The organism is Nostoc sp. (genome assembly GCF_036917395.1).
GTDB lineage: Bacteria > Cyanobacteriota > Cyanobacteriia > Cyanobacteriales > Nostocaceae > Nostoc.
In genome coordinates this window covers 25,056-44,518 of the sequence record NZ_JBALDI010000018.1, presented here as the reverse complement: position 1 = coordinate 44,518, position 19,463 = coordinate 25,056, and the positions used below count along the sequence as shown (strand labels likewise).

The window sequence follows — 19,463 nt, the reverse complement described above, 5'->3', positions numbered from 1 at the left end:
CGGACATGCCTTCCTACTTTTTTATTCCAAAAGCACATCTGGACATGTGAGCCAGCAGACTCCTGCCCAAGTTCATTCTATAAGTAGCGTAAACGAGTTTCTTTACCAATTAACAAAATTGGGGATGGCAACGAATTGCTTACCCCTGCTTTTGGTAAAGCCCTGGAACTAGCAGATTTTATACAGTACTCAGCCTAACCTGAGACTGCTAATTTAATCTAAAATCTCAAATCCAAAATCTTTTAATTCCGTGGTGTTCGTCGGTTTCTCAAGAAGTCAGGTATATCCAATCCAGGTTTTTCTTTTGGTTCTGGAGTTGGGGTTGGAGTTGGGGTTGGAGTTGGAGTTGAGGTTGGGGGATTAACTGGGGGTTGCTGTGTTGTTGGTCGCTTCGAGGTATTAGGTGCTACTCGAACGTTAGCCACGCTTTGTTGTGGTACAGCTTGCACTTCACCTGTAAATCCAGTAGCAATTACAGTAATTCTTACCTCACCTTGGAGTCTGTCATCAATTACAGCCCCAAAAATAATATTGGCGTTGGGATCAACTACTTCATAGATTGCTTCTGCGGCTGCATTCACTTCATGCAAAGTCAGGTCAGTACCACCTGTAATATTAAAGACAACACCTCTAGCACCTTCAATAGAACATTCTAGTAACGGCGAAGAAATAGCTGCGATCGCAGCTTCTCTAGCTCTAGATTTACCAGAGCTAACGCCAATTCCCATCAATGCTGATCCCGCATCTGCCATTACAGCTCGGACATCAGCAAAGTCAACGTTTACCAAGCCGGGGATCGTGATGATATCAGAAATACCTTGCACCCCTTGACGCAGCACATCATCTGCATAGCGAAAAGCTTCTTGTACAGGCGTTTGTTCGGGGATCACTTCCAGCAGTTTGTTGTTGGGGATAATAATCAGTGTATCTACTCTACTTTTTAGTCCTTCGATACCTTGTTCCGCTTGGCTGGTGCGGCGGCGTCCCTCAAACACAAATGGACGTGTGACTACACCAACAGTGAGAGCGCCCATTTCTTTTGCTACTTCTGCCACAATCGGGGCTGCACCTGTCCCAGTACCACCTCCCATTCCAGCGGTGATAAATACTAGGTCTGCCCCCTCTAAAGCTGTAGCAATTTCGTCTCGTGATTCCTCAGCTGCCTTTTGACCAATCGCAGGATTACCACCTGCTCCTAAACCCCGCGTTAGCTTCTGTCCAATTTGCAATCTACTGGGAGCGCCTGCCAGAGTTAATGCTTGGGCATCAGTATTTATTGACCAAAACTCTACCCCAGAGACATCAGATTCGATCATGCGGTTAACGGCATTACCACCGCCACCACCTACACCAATTACTTTGATGTTGGCAACCCGACCAGGAACAATCTCGCCAATTCGGCTATTTTCCGCAAAAATCTTCTTATTTTCGTGATTTGGTCCAAAGTTCACCCCAGAGTTATTAAAGGGATTGGTCGAGTTAACTGCCAGAGAGAACGCCGGCTGTCCCGTAGATTGGGCATTTTTATAGGTAAGTCCTTGGTTATTATCAAGTGTCATTGGATTTGTGAAAGGGTAGATAAACGACTTTTTCAGGTGTTATTCACTTAAGAGTCAACTATAGTTTGACACTGCCACAATACTATGGCACTGTCCTTTATTGTTTTCACTACTCCCAAGCCTAACAGAATTGGCTGTGCGAAAGATTTGCTATGGGATAAGCTTTTAAGGCAGCCGATCGCACAGCCAATTCTAGAGAAGTATACTGACATTTATCTAAAAGTGTTCTGTATAACTTCAACCAGACATTAATCTCTTCATTCTTCTCAACAGAGGACATAGTTTGTAAAGATACGCCACAACGCATCTTATCTACCTCAATAATATTGATCTTCTCATTTTAATTAGAAGTTAATGCCGATTTTCATGCGGTTTGCTGGAAAACTGAAAATAATAAATATATTTATCAGCATAAAGCTTCTTAATTTACTAGGAGCGCTCAATACATTAAACATGCTAGATGTTTTTAGGGATTTTAGGAGTTAATTTTTGGTCTTTTTGGTTCATCTGTACTAATGGGAATTCCGGATTTTTCAGATCAATATACTCTATTTGGCCAGAATTGAGTTTTGCTGTTAAATGGCGCATTTGGGCGAGTACCTTAATTTGTTCAGACAACTGGGGGCCTGGAACGCCGAGATGCACATTTCCTAGTTCTGTTTTCAAAATTAAATTCGTTGGATTTTGGCAGTCAATTTCCATCACTTTCACAGGACTTTGGCTGACAGCTTGATGAAGCTGAGTCCAGTAGAGACAGTATTGTTTTGGTAATCCAATTACTCTGAGATTGGGTAATTTCTTTGTGGGATTCAGTGATGTGTATTTTTCTAAAGGCATCCAGACCCCACTTGCATCTAATAAGCCGATTATGACTTTTTTGTTGCTAGTACCCTGATTTTGCACATTTGGTGTTTGAGTCACCGCTACAGGAACTCGTTCTTGGATTTCGATGATTAATCCAGGAGGAAACAGGCGGCGTCTAACGATCGCTTGGGCAATAGTTGGTTGTTTTTTCAAAGAGTTAGCGATCGCTCCCGGTTCAATCCGCCACAAAGACTGGGGGTAAGATAGCACCAACAGTGAGTGAGTTGTCTCATCCGACAATAATTGATTGCCTGATTTCATCACTATTTGTTTGGGAGTTTTTAGCACCCACACTGGTTGAACTGCCACCCACAGCAATCCACCCGCCAAACCGGTAATGGCAAAGGTTCGCCAAATAGCCTGAATAATTCTCATCTGCCGTTGCCGACGTAATTTATGACGACGCTGGGCTAGATCCGTGCGGGAAACTGATATTATGCCAGCCATTCAAACCCCTTTCTGGTTGCAGTCCAAATTCCTTCATGCGCTTGTATCATTATTAATTTCAGTAAATACTGTTGGCATGTATTAGCCACTCTCCTCCAGACTTTTTTTATTTTTAGTAACACTTTACAGTAACAACATAAAGATCGTGGCGCTAGTCATCATTCCGATTAAAGTTTCCGGTGTCTAGTCTTAACCGACTGTTGTCTTTTTGACAAGTGATCATCAAATATTTTTTCTCTAAAGATTACAAAATATTAATTTAGATATTTATAATTTTGTTTCCTTGACAAATAGAATGTGAAATGATACACCAGTATTTCAGAATCTCTGTATAGCTTGCTATAATTAATACCAGTTCTACCTGATCAGCTATACAAACTGAGAACCATCTAATCTAGTAGTTTTTTTACTGATTTACTCAACCATAAAGGTTTGTGCCAAGTCAAACAAAAGCTAGAGATTGTCAAAACCTCAATAGCAGGTGTAAAAAGGACAGATATGTTTAAGGTTATTAGGGTCAATTAAATCTCTACCATACTACTGACAGCTACTGACAGTGATCCTGCACCAAGTACTGTCCCTTGCAAGACACTACCGACTTGCGAGTTAATCGTGTGCCTACATCCTGACTAGAGATTTTTTGTATAAAAAATACGAATTAAACTGCATCTACACCCACATCTACATACATGAAAACGACATTAAATTTATCACGTTTTTATAAGGCATGTAACCCAAGCTACACGCTCAATATAAGTAACGTGTTGGATCGGCAGTATTACATAGATTTTGCTGATGTCCGTGGTTGCAAAATTGTCGAAGAATTGCAGCGGACTATCTGCCGGATTTCTCCTGATGAGCCAACCTGCCAGTTATTTACGGGTCACATTGGCTGCGGTAAGTCAACGGAATTGCAGCGCCTGAAGACGGAACTAGAATTGGCGGGATTTCATGTAGTTTATTTTGAGTCCAGTCAAGACTTAGATATGGCAGATATTGATGTTAGCGATATTTTGCTGAGTGTAGCCCGTCAAGTCAGTGCCAGTTTAGAAGGGATTAACATCAAACTAAAACCTGGCTATTTTACCAATTTGTTTAAAGAAGTAGGCGATTTTTTGCAAAGCCCCATAGAGCTTTCTGGACAAGCAGAATTGTCCTTGGGTATTGCCAAAATTACCGCCAAAACAAAAGATAGTAGCCAGATGCGGAATCAACTGAGGCAATATCTGGAACCACGTACCAGTAGTATTTTGCAAGCGATTAACGAAGAAATTTTAGAAAAGGCTATTGAACAGCTAAAGCTACGGGGTCAAAAAGGACTGGTAGTGATTGTAGATAATTTGGATCGAGTGGATATGCGTCCTTTAGCATCGGGGCGATCGCAACCCGAATATCTCTTCATCGACCGGGGTGAACAGTTACGCCGACTTAAATGCCACCTAGTTTACACCATTCCCCTGACGTTAATTTTCTCCAATGAGTACGAGACACTAAAAAATCGTCTGGGGGGAGGGATTGCGCCAAAAGTACTGCCGATGGTATTAGTGCGACAAAGAGATGGCAGTGATTATGAACCAGGAATGTCACTAGTGCGCCAGTTAGTCTTAGCAAGAGCTTTTCCAGAAGTTCCTTTGAATGGAAGGCTTTTATTAATTACAGAATTATTCGATCACTCTCAAACCTTAGATCGTCTATGTCGCGTTAGCGGTGGTCACATTCGTAATTTATTGGGTTTACTTTATAGCTGCCTACAACGACAAGATCCACCTTTTTCTAGGGACTGCTTAGAAGCTGTGATTAAGGACTACCGCGACGATCTGCTATTAGCTATTGATGAATCCCAGTGGGAATTATTGTTTGAAGTAGTGCAGCAGCAGAGAGTAAAAGGTGAGTCTGACTACCAGAGCTTACTACGAAGCATGTATCTGTTTGAATATCGTGATCCTCTGGGGCGCTGGTTTGGCATCAGTCCAGCTTTAGCAGAAACAGAAAAAGTCCTTGCTTGGCAACAAAATAAGTAACAGTGCTGGGTGAGTCAATTGTCATTAGTCCTTTGTCGTTTGCCATTGGACTAATAACTAATAACTAATGCCCAATGCCCAATAACCAATGCCCAATGTCTAATAACCAATGATTAATGATAAGCAGCTACACGTCTACACCAAAGAAAATCAGCATACTTTGCAAAGACTGATTAGAGCGATCGCGCTTTCCGAAGGTCAATTTGCCCTGATTTTAGTTCGGTGTAACTATGAGCAATTACGTGAGCAAATGTTAGAAAATATTCGCTCCATCACTAAAGACATCAATATCAGAGAAATCGTTCTCAATCCACCAACTACTTCCTTACACAGCACAATAGTCTCAGAACTATTTTTAGATAATCCTGCCGTCGTTACAGACTCTTTGCCATCTGCTGTTATGGTTTTCGGCATTGAGTCAGCCATTGACCTGGAAAACTTACTTACAGGCATCAACCAAGCACGAGATATCTATGCCGCAACTTTTCCATTTCCAGTGGTATTGTGGCTACAAGATGAAGTGGCATCATTACTGTCCAGATTAGCGCCTGATTTCAAAAGTTGGGCTGCAACCACTATTAAATTTGAAATGGCAAAAGCAGATTTAATTGATTTGATCCAGCAAGAAGAAGAATCTCTATTTTCCAAAGTTTTAGAAGCAGGTGCTGAAACATTTTTATCTAATGCCTCCCTAAATTTAGATCCTAAGTCCCAACACCGCCACGAAATAGAATCAGCCCGTAATGATTTGTTACGCCTCTATGGCTTTCAATTAACACCAGGATTAGAAGCTAGTTTAGAATTTGTATTGGGGCGAGATAAATACGCCAACGATCAAATTAATGGTGCTTTAGCCAATTATCAAAGAAGCCTAGCATTATGGCAGCAGGAAATCAGGATAATAGCAGAGTGGGAGAGTAATTCTTCTTTACCCACCTCATCTTTACTCAAGCAAGCAATAGTATTATTTCATCTGGGGCTGTGTTATCACCGAATGGCAGACTTACACCAGAATAATAATAGTAGCTATTGCGAACATGCTCTCTTGTGGTTTAAACAATGCTTGGAAGTATTGGAGGAAGTACAAAGAGAAGACTTAGTGGCTAAATTTATTTTGCCTGCTTGTGAAATGCTGCAACGTTTACAAGCTTGGGATGACTTAAAAAAATTAGCTCAAAAGTCATTACTTCTACATAAAACTTATGGAAGTCCTGCACAAGTTGCTCAAAATTATGGCTTTTTGGCAAATGTGGCAGCTTCTGAGTCGAATTGGGTACTGGCTCATGAATTAGCGAATACAGCACTTTCTATCTCCGAAGAAGCAACAGAAGTTTCTCTGCGAGATGCTTTGCAAACACGAGGACAAGAAAGTTGGTATCTTCTCTTACTAGCACGTACACAGCGGCATTTAGGTAAGTCGGAGGAAGCTATCAATAATTTGGAATGGGCGAAAGTAGTTTGTGAGCTACAACATCAACCATCGCTTTATCTAGAGATTTTAGAGGAATTGCGATCGCTTTACTTTTTTGACCGTCATGACTATGCAGAAGCCTTTAAGCTGAAGCAAGAAAAAATTCAAATAGAACATCAGTATGGCTTTCGTGCTTTCATTGGGGCAAGTCAGTTGCAGCCGCAACGCTCTAAAATTAACCCAGCATTAGATCCTCAAAAAATACCGTTTATTCCTGAGGGGGTTGCCCAAGAAATATCTGCTTCTGGACGACAGCAAGATGTCAATCGTTTGATTGAAAGAATTACTCGTGCTGACTACAAACTCACAGTAGTTTATGGACCATCGGGTGTAGGTAAAAGTTCAATTATCAAAGCTGGTTTAGTACCAGCTTTGAAAGGAAAAGTTATCGGTGAACGCATTCCTATACCTATTGTTTTGTCTGTTTACACTGATTGGATTACAGTCTTGGCAAGCAGTATAAACCAAGCTTGGTCACACACAGAAATATCGGTTAATCTGAACTCTACACCTACTATACTGCTCGAAAAAATTCGGTTAGCAACCGAGCGCAATTATACAATAATTTTAGTATTAGACCAGTTTGAAGAATTTTTCTTTGTTAGTAATCCTCGCACACAAAGAATAGAATTTTACAAATTTTTTAGTGAATGTTTAAATATCTCATTTGTAAAAATTATTCTTTCATTAAGAGAAGATTATTTACATCATTTATTAGAATTTGAACGGTTGAGCCAAAAAAATAGTATTGGACTATATGATTTAGGCGTAATTAATAAAAATATTCTTGATAAGGACATTCGCTACTATTTAGGAAAATTCTCTAGCCAAGATGCTAAAGCCATAATTCACAGTCTTACTCAACGTTCCCATTATGAACTGAGTGATGAATTAATTAACCGATTAGTCCAGGATTTGACAGGAGAACTAGACGAAGTACATCCAATTGAATTACAAATAGTAGGTGCTCAACTACAAATAGAAAACATTACCACACTCGGACAATACAAGCTTTGCGGTGGCTCGGCAAAATTGGTGGAACGCTGGCTTGGGGAAGTTATCAAAGACTGCGGTCAGGAAAACGAAGAATTAAGCTGGAAATTATTATTTGAATTAACTGATGAAAAGGGGACGCGACCGTTAAAAACTAAAGCTGATTTAGCAGCTACATTAGTTAATAATCAGGATCTAGATACAATATCAAGCTTTGACACAGTTGGGGAACTGATTTTAGAAATATTGGTAGGTTCGGGATTGGTGTTGCTAATCAGAGATGAATTAGGCGATCGCTACCAGCTAGTTCACGATTATTTAGTTGAACCAATTCGCCAAAAAAACAACTATGGTATGGTCGCCGAATTAGAAAAAGTCAAACTTGAAAAAACTAGAGCTGAAGTAGCCCAAAAACTTAGTCAAAAGCAACTCAATTTGGTATTGCAACGGCGACTGCGGGAAGCACGGATAGCAGGCGCAGTGCTGGCAATCATGGGGGGAACAATAGCAGCATTATGGTGGCAAGCTGACTTACAAAAAAGAGTAGCAATTCGCCAAACTGTACGAGCTGAAAGCAGTGAAACCAACTTGAGGATTAGTGGAATTACTGCTGCTAGCGAAGCTCTTTTTGCCTCTAATAAAGAGTTTGATGCTTTATTAGAAAGTTTGCGGGCTTGGAGAGGACTTAAACAGGCAGATGGAGTGCAGTCAGATACCCGAATGCGGGTGGTGACAGCACTGCAACAGGCAGTTTATGGGGTAACGGAAGCTAACCGCCTGGAAGGGCATAGTGATATTGTCTGGGGAGTAACTTTTAGCCCCGATGGTCAAACCCTAGCGTCAGGTAGCCGAGATCAGACGGTGAAAATTTGGCGTCCTGACGGTACCTTACTTCAAACCCTCAAAGGCCACACTGATGCTGTCACCTGTGTAAGTTTCAGCCCAGACGGTCAAACCCTAGCCTCCGCCAGCCTCGACAAAACAGTGCAAATCTGGTACAAAAACCCGATTACGGGTGAATTTGACCCCAAGCCATATAAAACCCTGAAAGGACATAAAGATTGGGTTTACAGCGTTAATTTCAGTCCTGATGGTGAGTTGTTAGCTACTGGCAGTAAGGATACAACCGTAAAACTTTGGCGCAAAGACGGTAGCTTAGTAAAAATACTGAGAGGACATCGAGGGTGGGTCAACTGGGTAAACTTCAGTCCTGATGGTCAATTCATCGCCTCAGCCAGTGACGACAAAACAGTGAAAATCTGGCGACGGGACGGTAGCCTCGTCACAACTTTACAGGGACATCAGCAGGGTGTGACTGTAGCTGTTTTCAGCCCTGACGGCAAACTGTTGGCGTCAACAGGTCGAGATAAGACAGTGAAACTTTGGCTGCGGAAAAATAACAGCACTAAAGACGGTTTTGACTTTATTCTTTACAAAACTTTACGGCAGCATAGCAGTACAGTGTGGAGTTTAAGCTTTAGTTCCGATAGTAAAAAGTTAGCTTCCGCAGGTGAAGACAATACTATAAACCTCTGGAGTAGCACTGGTACCTTACTCAAAACCTTCAAAGGACACAGTGATGCTGTTGTCAGTTTAGCTTTCAGTCCAAATAACAAATTACTGGCTTCAGGAAGTTATGACAAAAGCGTAAAACTATGGAGTTTAGATGCCCCAACACCGTCTATTCTTCAAGGGCATCAGAAGCGAGTTTTGAGCGTTGCTTGGAGTCCCAACGGTCAGATGCTAGCTTCTGGTAGTAGCGATCGCACTGTCAAACTTTGGCGACGATACACCAGTAGTGGCGAGGTCAAAACCCGACTTTACAAAACTTTGGTGGGGCACACAGATAAAGTTCCTAGTGTCAGTTTTGACCCCAAAGGTGAAATGCTGGCTTCAGGAAGTTATGACAAAACTGTGAAACTTTGGCGGCTTGACGGTACTTTAATTATGACTCTCCACGGGCATCGCGATAGTGTGATGAGCGTGAATTTTAGCCCTGATGGTCAGTTTTTGGCATCAGCTAGCAAAGATAAAACGGTGAAACTTTGGAACCGTGAGGGCAAGTTGCTCAAAACCTTAGTGGGGCATCAGGGTTGGGTAAATAGCGTGAATTTTAGTCCTGATAGTCAGGTTCTAGCCTCTGCCAGTGATGACCAAACTGTGAAACTTTGGGGGCGAGATGGTACTTTGCTCAAAACTTTCTCGCCCCATGACAGCTGGGTGTTAAGTGTCAGCTTTAGTCCCACTGACGAGTTGCTGGCTTCTGCCAGTTGGGATAACACCGTGAAACTATGGCGACGGGATGGTACGTTGTTAAAAACCTTATTAAAAGGGTACAGCGATAGCGTCAATGCTGTAACTTTCAGTCCCAATGGTGAATTCCTCGCCGCCGCCAGTTGGGACAGTACAGTGAAGCTCTGGAGTCGGGAAGGCAAATTAATTAAAAGTCTCAATGGGCATCGCGCCCCAGTGTTAAGTGTCAGTTTTAGCCCAGATGGTCAAACACTAGCATCAGCTAGTGATGACAACACGATAATTCTGTGGAATTTACATCTTGATGATCTGCTTGTTCGTGGTTGCGATTGGGTGGGTGATTACCTCAAGCACAACCGCAATCTTGAAGAACGCGATCGCCTTCTTTGTGATGGCATAACCAGTACAAACCCTTTTTAATTTATGAATAATTATTAATTTATAATTATGAATTAAGTTGAAGCCTCAATCAGCAACCGCTCTTGGTTTAGCGGTTGATGAGGCGATCAGAGTTGTTAATTCAAAGCTAGAAAATAATTTTCGAGATGATCAGCCAAAGGAGCGATCGCCCTCCAAAACTTCATGGCTATTTTCTGCGGGAGCTTCTTGGGGCAAATTTGCCAAAAAGGCTTGTAGTCTCATGCGCTCAATATAAGGCCAACCTCCCTCAGACTCAATATCTTTCAGCAGTGAGTAGAGTTGCTGACGGTTAACAGGCAAACTCTCTTGAAAAACCCCATCCCGGATCTCTCGATGTAACTGTTCCAATTGCCTAAGCATTGCCAAAAGAGCTACAGTATCGTCTTCACAACCCTGAACTGCATCATACACCACAGTTGCGATCGCTTGCAGTTTACAGGACAACTCCCCTGATTCAAGATTTTTCTGATCGTTCATTCCACCCTTTCCGTATAAATGAGGTCAACTCAAATTTACCGGAGATTTTTAATTTTCCCTAGTTTGCCACTGTTGATTAGCTGTTACTCTACACCAGAAACTCTGCGGCTAGCCCATTAGTAGCTATTTTGAGTAGCTGTAATAGCCTCAGAATCAGAAAAAGAAAATAATCTTAATATTCTGCTAAAATTTTTAGAGATTAAAGCCGCCGTCAAATCGGATGGTAAGCAGTACTTTATCTATTTGCTAGCCAAGACAACTTCCACAACTTGAATCACTGAGCGACTTGTGCCGAGCAAAGCCGAGGTAAGCCGAAGTTTTAAGAAGTAATTCCCAATGTTTTTGAGGGAATAGCGGAGCCAGCGCTGTGCGGGGGTTCCAAGAATTAAAGCGACTGGCGTGGATGGCCGTTTATCCCTGTAGTTTTAGGCATTTGGACTAAAATTACCAACGTGGAAGTCTCGGCAATGAGTACTTTTAGGTAGCTTTGTGCAGATTTCTCCGAGCGGTGAATATAACTAGATTTGTATCTTTATTAAAGACAATTGCGATCGCTCCTAAAAGGGAGCGGTAAAGTTTAACATAGCCTCTACGGCAGCTAGATGTGATCAGGACAAGACTTTCTTGGATTTTGAGTACTTTGATTTTGAGTTAAAAAAAATCGTATGATCTGGCTGATTTCCCCATCAAACAATGGGCTGTATGTAGTGGCGTCACATACATAATACAAAAAGACTTGGGCGACGCTGCTTTTGCTACAGGCAAGAGCAAAGTGCGAAGTTGACTCCTCTCTTCGTGCTTATTGAGGCAAGCACTCATGCCACTCTGTGTAGGGCTTACTCATCCACGCGCCCAACCCTAACAAATGCCACCAACAGTCAAACTGCTGGTTTTTTGCTTCCCTAGTTACACACATCCAAAATGGATGCAGTGTGCTACTTAGTCTGGGGCTTCTTACACCCCAAGCTCAAGAGAGCGAAACGTTTAAGTACGTTTAGCAGAGAAAAGTTTGAGCGGCGACTTCCAACCTATACGCCCGGACACTTGTTTCAACTCCTGCAATCAGAGCAACGCAGTGTCCGAACGAGGATGGCTTCTCGTCAGAGATCAAAGCTTCGATGCAGTTTTACAACTTAGATATTAATTTTTGAGATTGAGGTTAACCATGAGGTATCGCGCTTTAATTGTTGCATTCTTGGCTTTGTGCCTGGGGCTAATAACTGCTTGTAGTGATGCTCCTGCTACTAGTAGTAGAGATGTACTCACTTACGATCAAATTCGTGGCACTGGCTTGGCGAACAAATGCCCCCAACTAGCAGAAACAAGGCGTGGCTCCATTCCCATTGATTCTAGCCAGTCCTATGCCATCAAAGAACTTTGCTTAGAACCAACAAGCTTCTTCATCAAAGAAGAACCTGCTAATAAACGGCAAGAAGCAGAATTTGTTGCTGGCAAATTGTTGACCAGATACACTTCCACCATTGACCAGGTGCAAGGCAACCTAAAAATCAACTCAGATAAGAGCCTGACCTTTGTGGAAACTGATGGTCTTGACTTCCAAGCCATCACTGTGCAACTTCCTGGTGGTGAGCGAGTACCTTTCCTCTTCACCATCAAAAACTTGGTTGCTCAAACCCAATCCGGTTTGACCACTATTAACACCTCCACGGACTTTGAAGGCACCTTCAAAGTTCCTTCCTATCGTGGTGCTGCCTTCCTAGATCCCAAGGGTCGCGGTGTCGTCAGTGGCTACGATAATGCTGTGGCTCTCCCCGCCCAAGCGGATGATGAAGAACTTACCCGCACTAACGTTAAGCGTGCTGAAAATCTTAATGGCAAGATTTCTCTGCAAATCGCTAAAATAGATGGCTCTAGTGGTGAAATTGCTGGTACTTTCGAGAGCGAACAGCCATCTGATACAGATTTAGGTGCTGGCGAACCGAAAGAAGTCAAGATTCGCGGTCTATTTTTTGGACGGGTTGAACCGACTCGTGGCTAAATTCTCTGGAGTTAGGTAACTGAGTAGCATTCAGAACTACAATTCTGTAAGCATCGGGTTTGATCACCAAAGTTAACTTCTTTGCCCCCATTTTCAGGGCTGTTTTATTCCTATAGAAGCCTTACAGAGACGAAAAGAGACAAAGTTTCAAGGGGAGACAAGAGAAAAATTCTTCCTTCCCTTGTCCCCAGCTTTTCAAGAGGCTTTGAAAGAATGAAACAGCCCTGCCTTTTCCCTTTCATTAAAAGACTATGGACTTAAGTACAAAAAAGGGCATCTCGCCTTTTTTTATTGTCTTACGTAAATATACATACTATTTGATAAATATTATTAGTAATTTTTAATTATTGGATAAGTTTCGGTTGAATAGACACGTAATTATACTGGAAATAAAATTTTTCATTATCCAGAAAGATCCGGACTACTGTTGTTTGATTTCTATAAATTAGCATGAATGATTAATTAATTAAAGTTAAGTAAAATCTCGGTTTGATATCTAGTAATTAATTTTATATTTTGTTTCTATGTAGTTCTAAAAACAGCTACAGAGCATACCAAAGATCAATAACAATTTCGCCCATTTAAATTTTGCTCGATTGTCAAGCAACTCTATGGAATTTTTTCTAGGAAAATTTAGTTATTTTCCATAGGATTTTGCGATGACATATAGTCCAATATTCTCTTTGATATTGTGCGATCGCAGCTAAGTTTAAACGTGAGTAATTGGTTGTTAATTTACTCAATAAACACGGTGTTATGCCTACCACAGTCACCAATGAGCTAAAACATGAGATTTGGCAGTTGTTGCGAGAATATCAGCAATCTCGGTCAGAAAATATTCGCAATCAGCTGGTAAAACTTAACATTGGACTTGTGAGAAAAGAAGCTCACTACTGGACGAATCAATGTCATGAAACCTACGATGATTTGCTTCAGGTTGGGTGTTTGGGTTTAATCAGAGCTATTGAAAAATTTGAACTTTCCAAAGGACATGCCTTTAGTTCCTACGCTCTTCCCTATATTCGGGGTGAAATTCAACACTATCTCCGAGATAAAGGTGTCACGGTGCGAATTCCTCGAAAGTGGTTAGCACTACAACAGCAAGCAATAGGAGTGTCACGTTCTTGGCGTGAAAAGCATAATCGCCAACCAACAGACTCCGAACTAGCAACTGCACTGGAAATTTCTCCAAACGAATGGCAAGAAATTAAATTAGCATGGGTAAATCGTGCTCCCTTGAGTCTTGATGTGCCAATCCAAGATGGAGAAGAAGGCTCTACCTGTTTGGGAGAATTGGTTCCAGATCCTCACTATCGCAGCTTTCAATTAGCACAAGAAGACCAACTTCGATTGCACCAAGCATTGGTTCAGCTTGAACAACGCACCCGCGATGTGTTGGAATGTGTGTTTTTACAAGATTTGACACAAAAACAAGTTGCAGAACATCTGGGAATCAGTGTCGTAACAGTTTCCCGTAGAGTTAAGAAAGGTCTGGATTTGATGAAAGAGCTTATGGGTGTAGCAGAGGATTAACTGCAAATCAACACCAAGCCGCAGTTATGCCCAGGAGGCAGTGCTAAAAATAACCCTTGAAATGTAAAAAATTAGGTTATAAAGGGAACAGACTTTGCCTTTGATCCAAATTTTAGGCATGTTGATTTCCACTTTTCAATTTTCCAATGGCTTTTGAGAACACCTCATGGGCAGAAATTCAAAAATTACAATTGTAGCTATTTTGACTTTGGCGATCGCTGGATGTGCTTCTGAAGATACACAACAAGCCATCAATCCTGCGCCGATTCCCAAAATAGCAGCAAAGTCGCCCCCAGCGGCTCAATCCTTTAACAATCCAGTGATACCTGCCAAACAGGTTTCACTAGTAACTCCTGCATCTGTTAACTTGATTCAATCCACTAATGCTACAGAGCGGGCCCGGCTAGTTGTGCTATCAAAAGACCGAAGTGACCCGTTTGCACAAATTTTTGGGCAGGCGGTTGCCGGAATGCCTAAAACATCTGGAAGACCTGTTCCCGTATTGCCTAAGCTACCTACTGCATCACTAGCAAGACGAAAACTTCCAACACGCAGCATAGCTTTAACCAGACCTGTTCCCGTATCGCCTAAGCTACCTACTGCATCACTAGCAGGACGAAAACTTCCAACACGCAGCATAGCTAAAAAAATCAATCCTACCTTGACTTCAGTCTTGCCTAAAGTTTTACCTCAAGTTATCCCCAACCCCACTTTAGTATCTGTATTGCCACCACCAGCACAACCTGACTTAGCAAGGGCAGTTCTTGTGACTGGTGTAGTTCTAATTAGTAAGGAACCGCAGGCAATTATCAAAGTACCGGATGAGCCGACAAGTCGCTATGTGCAGGCGGGACAGCGATTAGCAAATGGCGTACTGGTTAAACGGATTGAAATGAATCAGGGCTACAACCCCATTGTGATTTTGGAACAATATGGTATTGAAGTTGCCAAAATGGTAGGGGAAGGGGCTGTCAATTCAACACCGTCAGCTGCATCTGCTACTGCCAATCCTATTTCAGTGACAACGCCCCCCTTAAATTCTTTTAATGTTGGAGCTTGATAAAGATGGAGATTAAGGAAAAAATTGAGTTTCCTGGTTTGCCTTTAGCTGTCTATAGAGAGATAGCAGCTCATTTACGTCAAGTCGAAGGGGTAGAAGTGGATTTAATTCCCCAGTCATCCCAACAGTTTGATTACAATCAAAGTCAAATTGGTGGCTTGTCCATCTCGTGGACAGCAAACTCTGGTTTAGAAAGTCGGCAACAAGTTAACCAAATTTTGGCTTACTATCAAAATCGCTAGATGAATCCTATTTGATTTCGTTCAAATCGAAGCCTCAAATTCCCGATTTTTACAGAAGTTGGGAATCTTGTTGTTCACGAATAATTAAGTACGTCTATGGTGGATGACGACTTCATCCCAATTCTTTGTAAAACTGCATAAAATCAACCTTGGTCAGACTTGGGGCTTAAGCCCCAAGTTTTGGAGCAACCTCAGAGGTAATTGGTATCAGTTAATATCAAATTATTGAATTTAGCTGAAAACTTGTGTACTTAAAAACTTAAAAACTAAATACCTGAGTATCCGCACTGCAAAATTCTAATTTCGTCAGGAATTAGATTGATAACGACATCATCTGAGTTGAAAACATGGAACTGTAGGGGAGGCTACATCATATTAGCAACCCGCAGCAACAACTACTGATTAATCTAATTCACAGTGAAGGTTTGGTGATGAAGGAATTGGGTGTGTCTGAAGTGGGAAGTGATGGCGCTCGTCCTGGGAATACTTGTTTTTCCCATCCCTGAAAGCAGCAAATGTCTACTTGAATGAACAGCCCGATAAAACCGGAATGATCGTGCGTCCCTCTAACCTGGAAGATATTTTTGTGGAATTAACGAGACGCCAGTTAGATTAGCCTCATCCTCCTAACTGTCGTAGCATGGCTTCTACCCTGTTCACACCTTCTGAGTCATTGCGCCGTTTATACAAGTCACGGGCTTTCTGAAGCAAGCTGTTCGCTTGTTTAGCTTGTCGTCGCTGTTTATACATTGAACCCATCAATTCATAAGTCTGGGCATTGTTCTTATCCAAGCCGATTGCTTGCTCGTATGCCCAGGTAGCAGCACTATAGTCTCCCATACGAGATTGCGTCACAGCCAATCCTAAATAGGCGTTAACGTTGTTACGGTTCAGCTGTATGGCACGACGGTAGCCTTCCTTTGCCCCAGGCGTGTCGCCCAAATTCGCTTTGATGTAACCCACAGCGTAGTAAAAATCACTATTGTTAGGGTTGATGGCGATCGCCCGACGATAAGCTGTTAATGCCGCCTGGTAATTTCCCTGTTGAGCGTACAAATAGCCAATACCTGAATGAATTTTAGCATTTTTGGGATCTAGGCTCGCTGCTTGCTGATAAACAGCGATCGCCCCACCATAATCGCCGGTATCCACTAACCTCCGTCCATCTTCTAGTAGTTGCTTTAATTGGGGGTTTTTGCCTTGTGCCACTAATACCTGAGCCTGAGCCACTGAAGGTATGCTGAAGACAAAACATCCTAATAACACCACACTAAACACAAATGATGTTGGCTTGTACACAGTAAAATTCCTGAAATTTTAGAGGACTTTTTTTCTTGTACATTAAAACAAAAATATGGACTTTTGAAAACTGTATTTATTCGTATGAATTAAGATATTCATAGTTCATTCACTATAATCAGTGCTATATCACAGAGTTTTTACTGAAAGATGAAATGCGAAGTATAAATGCTGAAATGATGTTATCCTACATATAATTTTAGGAGAACACCAAAATTACACTCTTTCTTATCAGTAGTTATACGTGTAAATCCTCAAAAACCAATAGGTGATACGCCAATCCGATAAATTATTGAATATTAATTCCTATTGAGTATTTCACTTAACAACTTGCTAACTGTGTATCCAATTAACATTTATTTATACTATCTTTAGCAAAACCGCACACTTTGCGAGCAGTCGTTCTCTATCGATTGTCTACATCCTTTTTTAGTCATTACACGATAAGATAAATTCAAAAAGCAAAATGCTCCTTCAAATCCTGATTCATTTTTAGGACAATACTACAAGTGAAAGCGCAGTTGCAATGGCACTTCGTACCCACTGAAAGCGATCGCAGTCTAAAATTGTGTGAAAGTATGTTTATCAAACCTATCTCAACGCAGGCTAATTAGGGATGTGTAAATTTATTTACACTAATTAGAGGATTTTAATAATAGATATTAACCTATATCCTATCTGGGAGGCTAATTTATGATAATAACTACCACTGATGTGATTCAAGGAGCCGTTATTGAGTCATATTTAGGCATTGTGACAGCAGAAGTAGTTTACGGCAGCAATTTCTTGCGGGATTTTTTGGCTGGTATTCGAGATATTATTGGTGGACGCACTGGTAGCTATGAGCGTTTATTTGAGCAGGGTCAACGCAAGGCATTAGAAGAATTAGAACAACGAGCACAACGTTTAGGAGCGAATGCTGTGATTGGGATTGAAATTGATACTGGCACAATCAATATTGACCAGTCAGGAGTTCTTTTGCTGATTACTGCCACAGGCACCGCAGTCAAGATGCGTTAATATTTTATTGGTTGTCTAATTAGTTTTTTAAAATCTTTTGATCAAATTTACAAACTTTTGTATTAAGTTAAATTTCCTACAGAATAAAAGCTGGATTACAATAGTAGCTAATAACTGTGTTGTAATTTCAAATTTTTTATTTATTATATGGAGAATTTCTAAAAAATTATATAAAAAATGAATCATAAACTTTATTAAGATTTGTTAAAGTAAGTCTGTTTTTTCTTACTAAAGATAGACTTATTAAATATTTCTATTGATAGATATAAAAGCAGATGATTTAGCTATTTAATTTTAAGTACAAACAAGAATATACCTGAGCAGCAAGTTTGCTGAAACAGGACTGGAGAACATAAGCTATGTCATACGTAAATCGGACAGGTGATGACACAATTCCTACTGGACCTGTAGTAGCAGGCCGAGTAAGTGAATATCATGATCTTGTTCGCTGGGGGCCGATTATTTCTGGTTTATTGGTTTCCTTAGCTACCCAATTAATTTTGAGCGCTATAATTGGTGCGTTTGCGGCAGGCACAGTTGAAGGTTCAGGTGCACCGAGATCAATTGCCCCTAACGCTGCGGGTAATGCGGGGCTTTGGTCAACTATCGCTTTACTAATTTCCCTATTTACTGGTGGTTGGGTTACAGCCCGTGCTTGTGGGCCGATGAACCGCAATACAGCTCTCCTTAACGGCGCAATTCTTTGGGCAACAACTTTGGCAGTTAGCTCGTGGCTGCTAGCAAGTGGAGTATCTGGTGCTTTTGGTGTTGCTGCTTCCAACGCTGGGGCAGTCATAAACCAGGTACAACAACAGCAAGGTGGTGTTAATGTACCGCAAGCAAATATAAGTGCCCAACAAGCTCGTGAAGCGGCAGGTAATTTACGTTCGGGATTGTGGTGGTTTGTGTTTGGTTCTTTGTTGGGTTTAATAGCCTCAATGATTGGAGCCGTAACTGGATCTCGTAGTCCTCGGGCTAACAATTACAATCCTTAAAAAATTGTTTGACAAACAAATCAATTTTAAAGGCATCTTGAAAAAGGTGCTTTTTGTTTATTTTATTATTTAAGGCTGGTGTTTGTAGTATCCAATTAATTCTACCGTTGCTAAAATATGAGTATCAGTTGCTGTTAAAATTTGGCTTTTGTTAGCACCTGCTGCCAAACCTAACTTTTTCTCTATGGCATAAAGTTTAAAAAAGTAGCGATGGATACCACTGGAAGGAAACGGGCCACCGTAACCAAACTTGCCAAAATCTCATATATTTTTTATACATAATGCATGAATTTCATCATTTTTTAGACAGTGAAATTACTAGTCAATAGTGACTTAAGAACAGCAAAATTGCTAACATATCTTATCTGTTAATATCCTGCTTCTAAGCAACAGAAATGTTTTTTAGAAGCGGGATATTTTGCATGGCTATTTTTTTTAAGTTAATGAAACGAAAACTTTACTACCACAGTTCACCATTTCAGGTATGAAGCTTCTATTCCCTGCTCACGTCGAATCTTGCCATCTTTTTCAAACCAGGAAATTAGTTGCTGTGCTGTCAAATCTTCAATAGCAACACCGTACTCTTGGGCAATATGCTTCAAAAGCTTAAGTGATGAAATTGTCAATCTTGTTAAAAATTTTTCTGGGGAAGACAACAAAGCCGCGTCTATTTTTGCCGACTCTTCCAGGGTTAAAAATTGTGCTGATGGTTGCTGTGGTAATACGTCCATAAACGCTATCTCAAAATTAGTTGATTATTGATAATGGGTAGTTGCGATTCAGGTATTATCGATTACCGAAGCTAGATGT

The 19,463-nt window shown here is 41.2% G+C and carries 13 protein-coding genes and 2 pseudogenes; 9 read left to right on the top strand and 6 right to left on the bottom strand.

What is annotated here, in order from left to right; translation table 11 throughout:
- Positions 1-242: 242 nt before the first annotated feature.
- On the bottom strand, positions 243-1,559 hold the full coding sequence (gene ftsZ, locus V7K46_RS09140) for a cell division protein FtsZ (protein WP_335112297.1): 1,317 nt from the start codon (positions 1,557-1,559) through the stop codon (positions 243-245).
- Between the two features lie 456 nt (positions 1,560-2,015).
- On the bottom strand, positions 2,016-2,870 hold the full coding sequence (locus V7K46_RS09135) for a cell division protein FtsQ/DivIB (protein ID WP_335112295.1): 855 nt from the start codon (positions 2,868-2,870) through the stop codon (positions 2,016-2,018).
- 689 nt (positions 2,871-3,559) lie between these two features.
- On the opposite strand from V7K46_RS09135, the gene V7K46_RS09130 reads away from it, so the two are divergent.
- Positions 3,560-4,891 (top strand): P-loop NTPase fold protein, encoded by a 1,332-nt coding sequence (locus V7K46_RS09130; protein WP_298910666.1) that lies wholly within the window; start codon positions 3,560-3,562, stop codon positions 4,889-4,891.
- Between the two features lie 109 nt (positions 4,892-5,000).
- Positions 5,001-10,028 carry an nSTAND1 domain-containing NTPase gene (locus V7K46_RS09125; RefSeq protein WP_335112293.1) on the top strand — a complete coding sequence of 1,676 codons (5,028 nt, stop codon included), beginning with the start codon at positions 5,001-5,003 and terminating at the stop codon, positions 10,026-10,028.
- Positions 10,029-10,157: 129 nt separating this feature from the next.
- Here the strand turns inward: V7K46_RS09125 and V7K46_RS09120 are convergent, their stop codons facing one another.
- Positions 10,158-10,505: a hypothetical protein gene (locus V7K46_RS09120; RefSeq protein WP_335112291.1), complete on the bottom strand. Its 348-nt coding sequence runs from the start codon at positions 10,503-10,505 to the stop codon at positions 10,158-10,160.
- A 1,165-nt stretch (positions 10,506-11,670) separates the two neighbouring features.
- On the opposite strand from V7K46_RS09120, the gene V7K46_RS09115 reads away from it, so the two are divergent.
- From V7K46_RS09115 to V7K46_RS09095, 5 genes and pseudogenes are all read left to right on the top strand, one after another.
- On the top strand, positions 11,671-12,504 hold the full coding sequence (locus tag V7K46_RS09115; protein ID WP_335112289.1) for a photosystem II manganese-stabilizing polypeptide: 834 nt from the start codon (positions 11,671-11,673) through the stop codon (positions 12,502-12,504).
- A gap of 756 nt (positions 12,505-13,260) precedes the next feature.
- Positions 13,261-14,037, top strand: coding sequence for an RNA polymerase sigma factor SigF (locus V7K46_RS09110; protein WP_335112287.1), 777 nt, complete (start codon positions 13,261-13,263; stop codon positions 14,035-14,037).
- A gap of 166 nt (positions 14,038-14,203) precedes the next feature.
- Positions 14,204-15,097 (top strand): hypothetical protein, encoded by an 894-nt coding sequence (locus V7K46_RS09105; RefSeq protein ID WP_335112285.1) that lies wholly within the window; start codon positions 14,204-14,206, stop codon positions 15,095-15,097.
- Between the two features lie 5 nt (positions 15,098-15,102).
- Positions 15,103-15,339 carry a hypothetical protein gene (locus V7K46_RS09100; RefSeq protein WP_335112283.1) on the top strand — a complete coding sequence of 79 codons (237 nt, stop codon included), beginning with the start codon at positions 15,103-15,105 and terminating at the stop codon, positions 15,337-15,339.
- 413 nt (positions 15,340-15,752) lie between these two features.
- Positions 15,753-15,955, top strand: a pseudogene (locus tag V7K46_RS09095) (ABC transporter ATP-binding protein); the annotation flags it as partial.
- A gap of 2 nt (positions 15,956-15,957) precedes the next feature.
- Here V7K46_RS09095 and V7K46_RS09090 read toward each other — a convergent pair.
- Complete coding sequence (locus tag V7K46_RS09090) at positions 15,958-16,638, bottom strand: tetratricopeptide repeat protein (protein WP_335112281.1); 681 nt, start codon at positions 16,636-16,638, stop codon at positions 15,958-15,960.
- A 693-nt stretch (positions 16,639-17,331) separates the two neighbouring features.
- Between V7K46_RS09090 and V7K46_RS09085 the strand changes: the two genes are divergently transcribed.
- Positions 17,332-17,658, top strand: a complete 327-nt coding sequence (locus tag V7K46_RS09085; protein WP_109009512.1) for a YbjQ family protein — start codon at positions 17,332-17,334, stop codon at positions 17,656-17,658.
- A gap of 359 nt (positions 17,659-18,017) precedes the next feature.
- The gene (locus V7K46_RS09080) at positions 18,018-18,653 is read left to right on the top strand and encodes a hypothetical protein (RefSeq protein WP_335112279.1); all 636 of its coding nucleotides are present in this window, start codon (positions 18,018-18,020) and stop codon (positions 18,651-18,653) included.
- Between the two features lie 69 nt (positions 18,654-18,722).
- Here the strand turns inward: V7K46_RS09080 and V7K46_RS09075 are convergent.
- Together V7K46_RS09075 and V7K46_RS09070 are read right to left on the bottom strand one after the other, a co-directional pair.
- Positions 18,723-18,902 (bottom strand): annotated as a pseudogene (locus V7K46_RS09075) (YbhB/YbcL family Raf kinase inhibitor-like protein); the annotation flags it as partial.
- A 221-nt stretch (positions 18,903-19,123) separates the two neighbouring features.
- Positions 19,124-19,384 (bottom strand): hypothetical protein, encoded by a 261-nt coding sequence (locus V7K46_RS09070; protein ID WP_335112277.1) that lies wholly within the window; start codon positions 19,382-19,384, stop codon positions 19,124-19,126.
- Positions 19,385-19,463 lie beyond the last annotated feature (79 nt).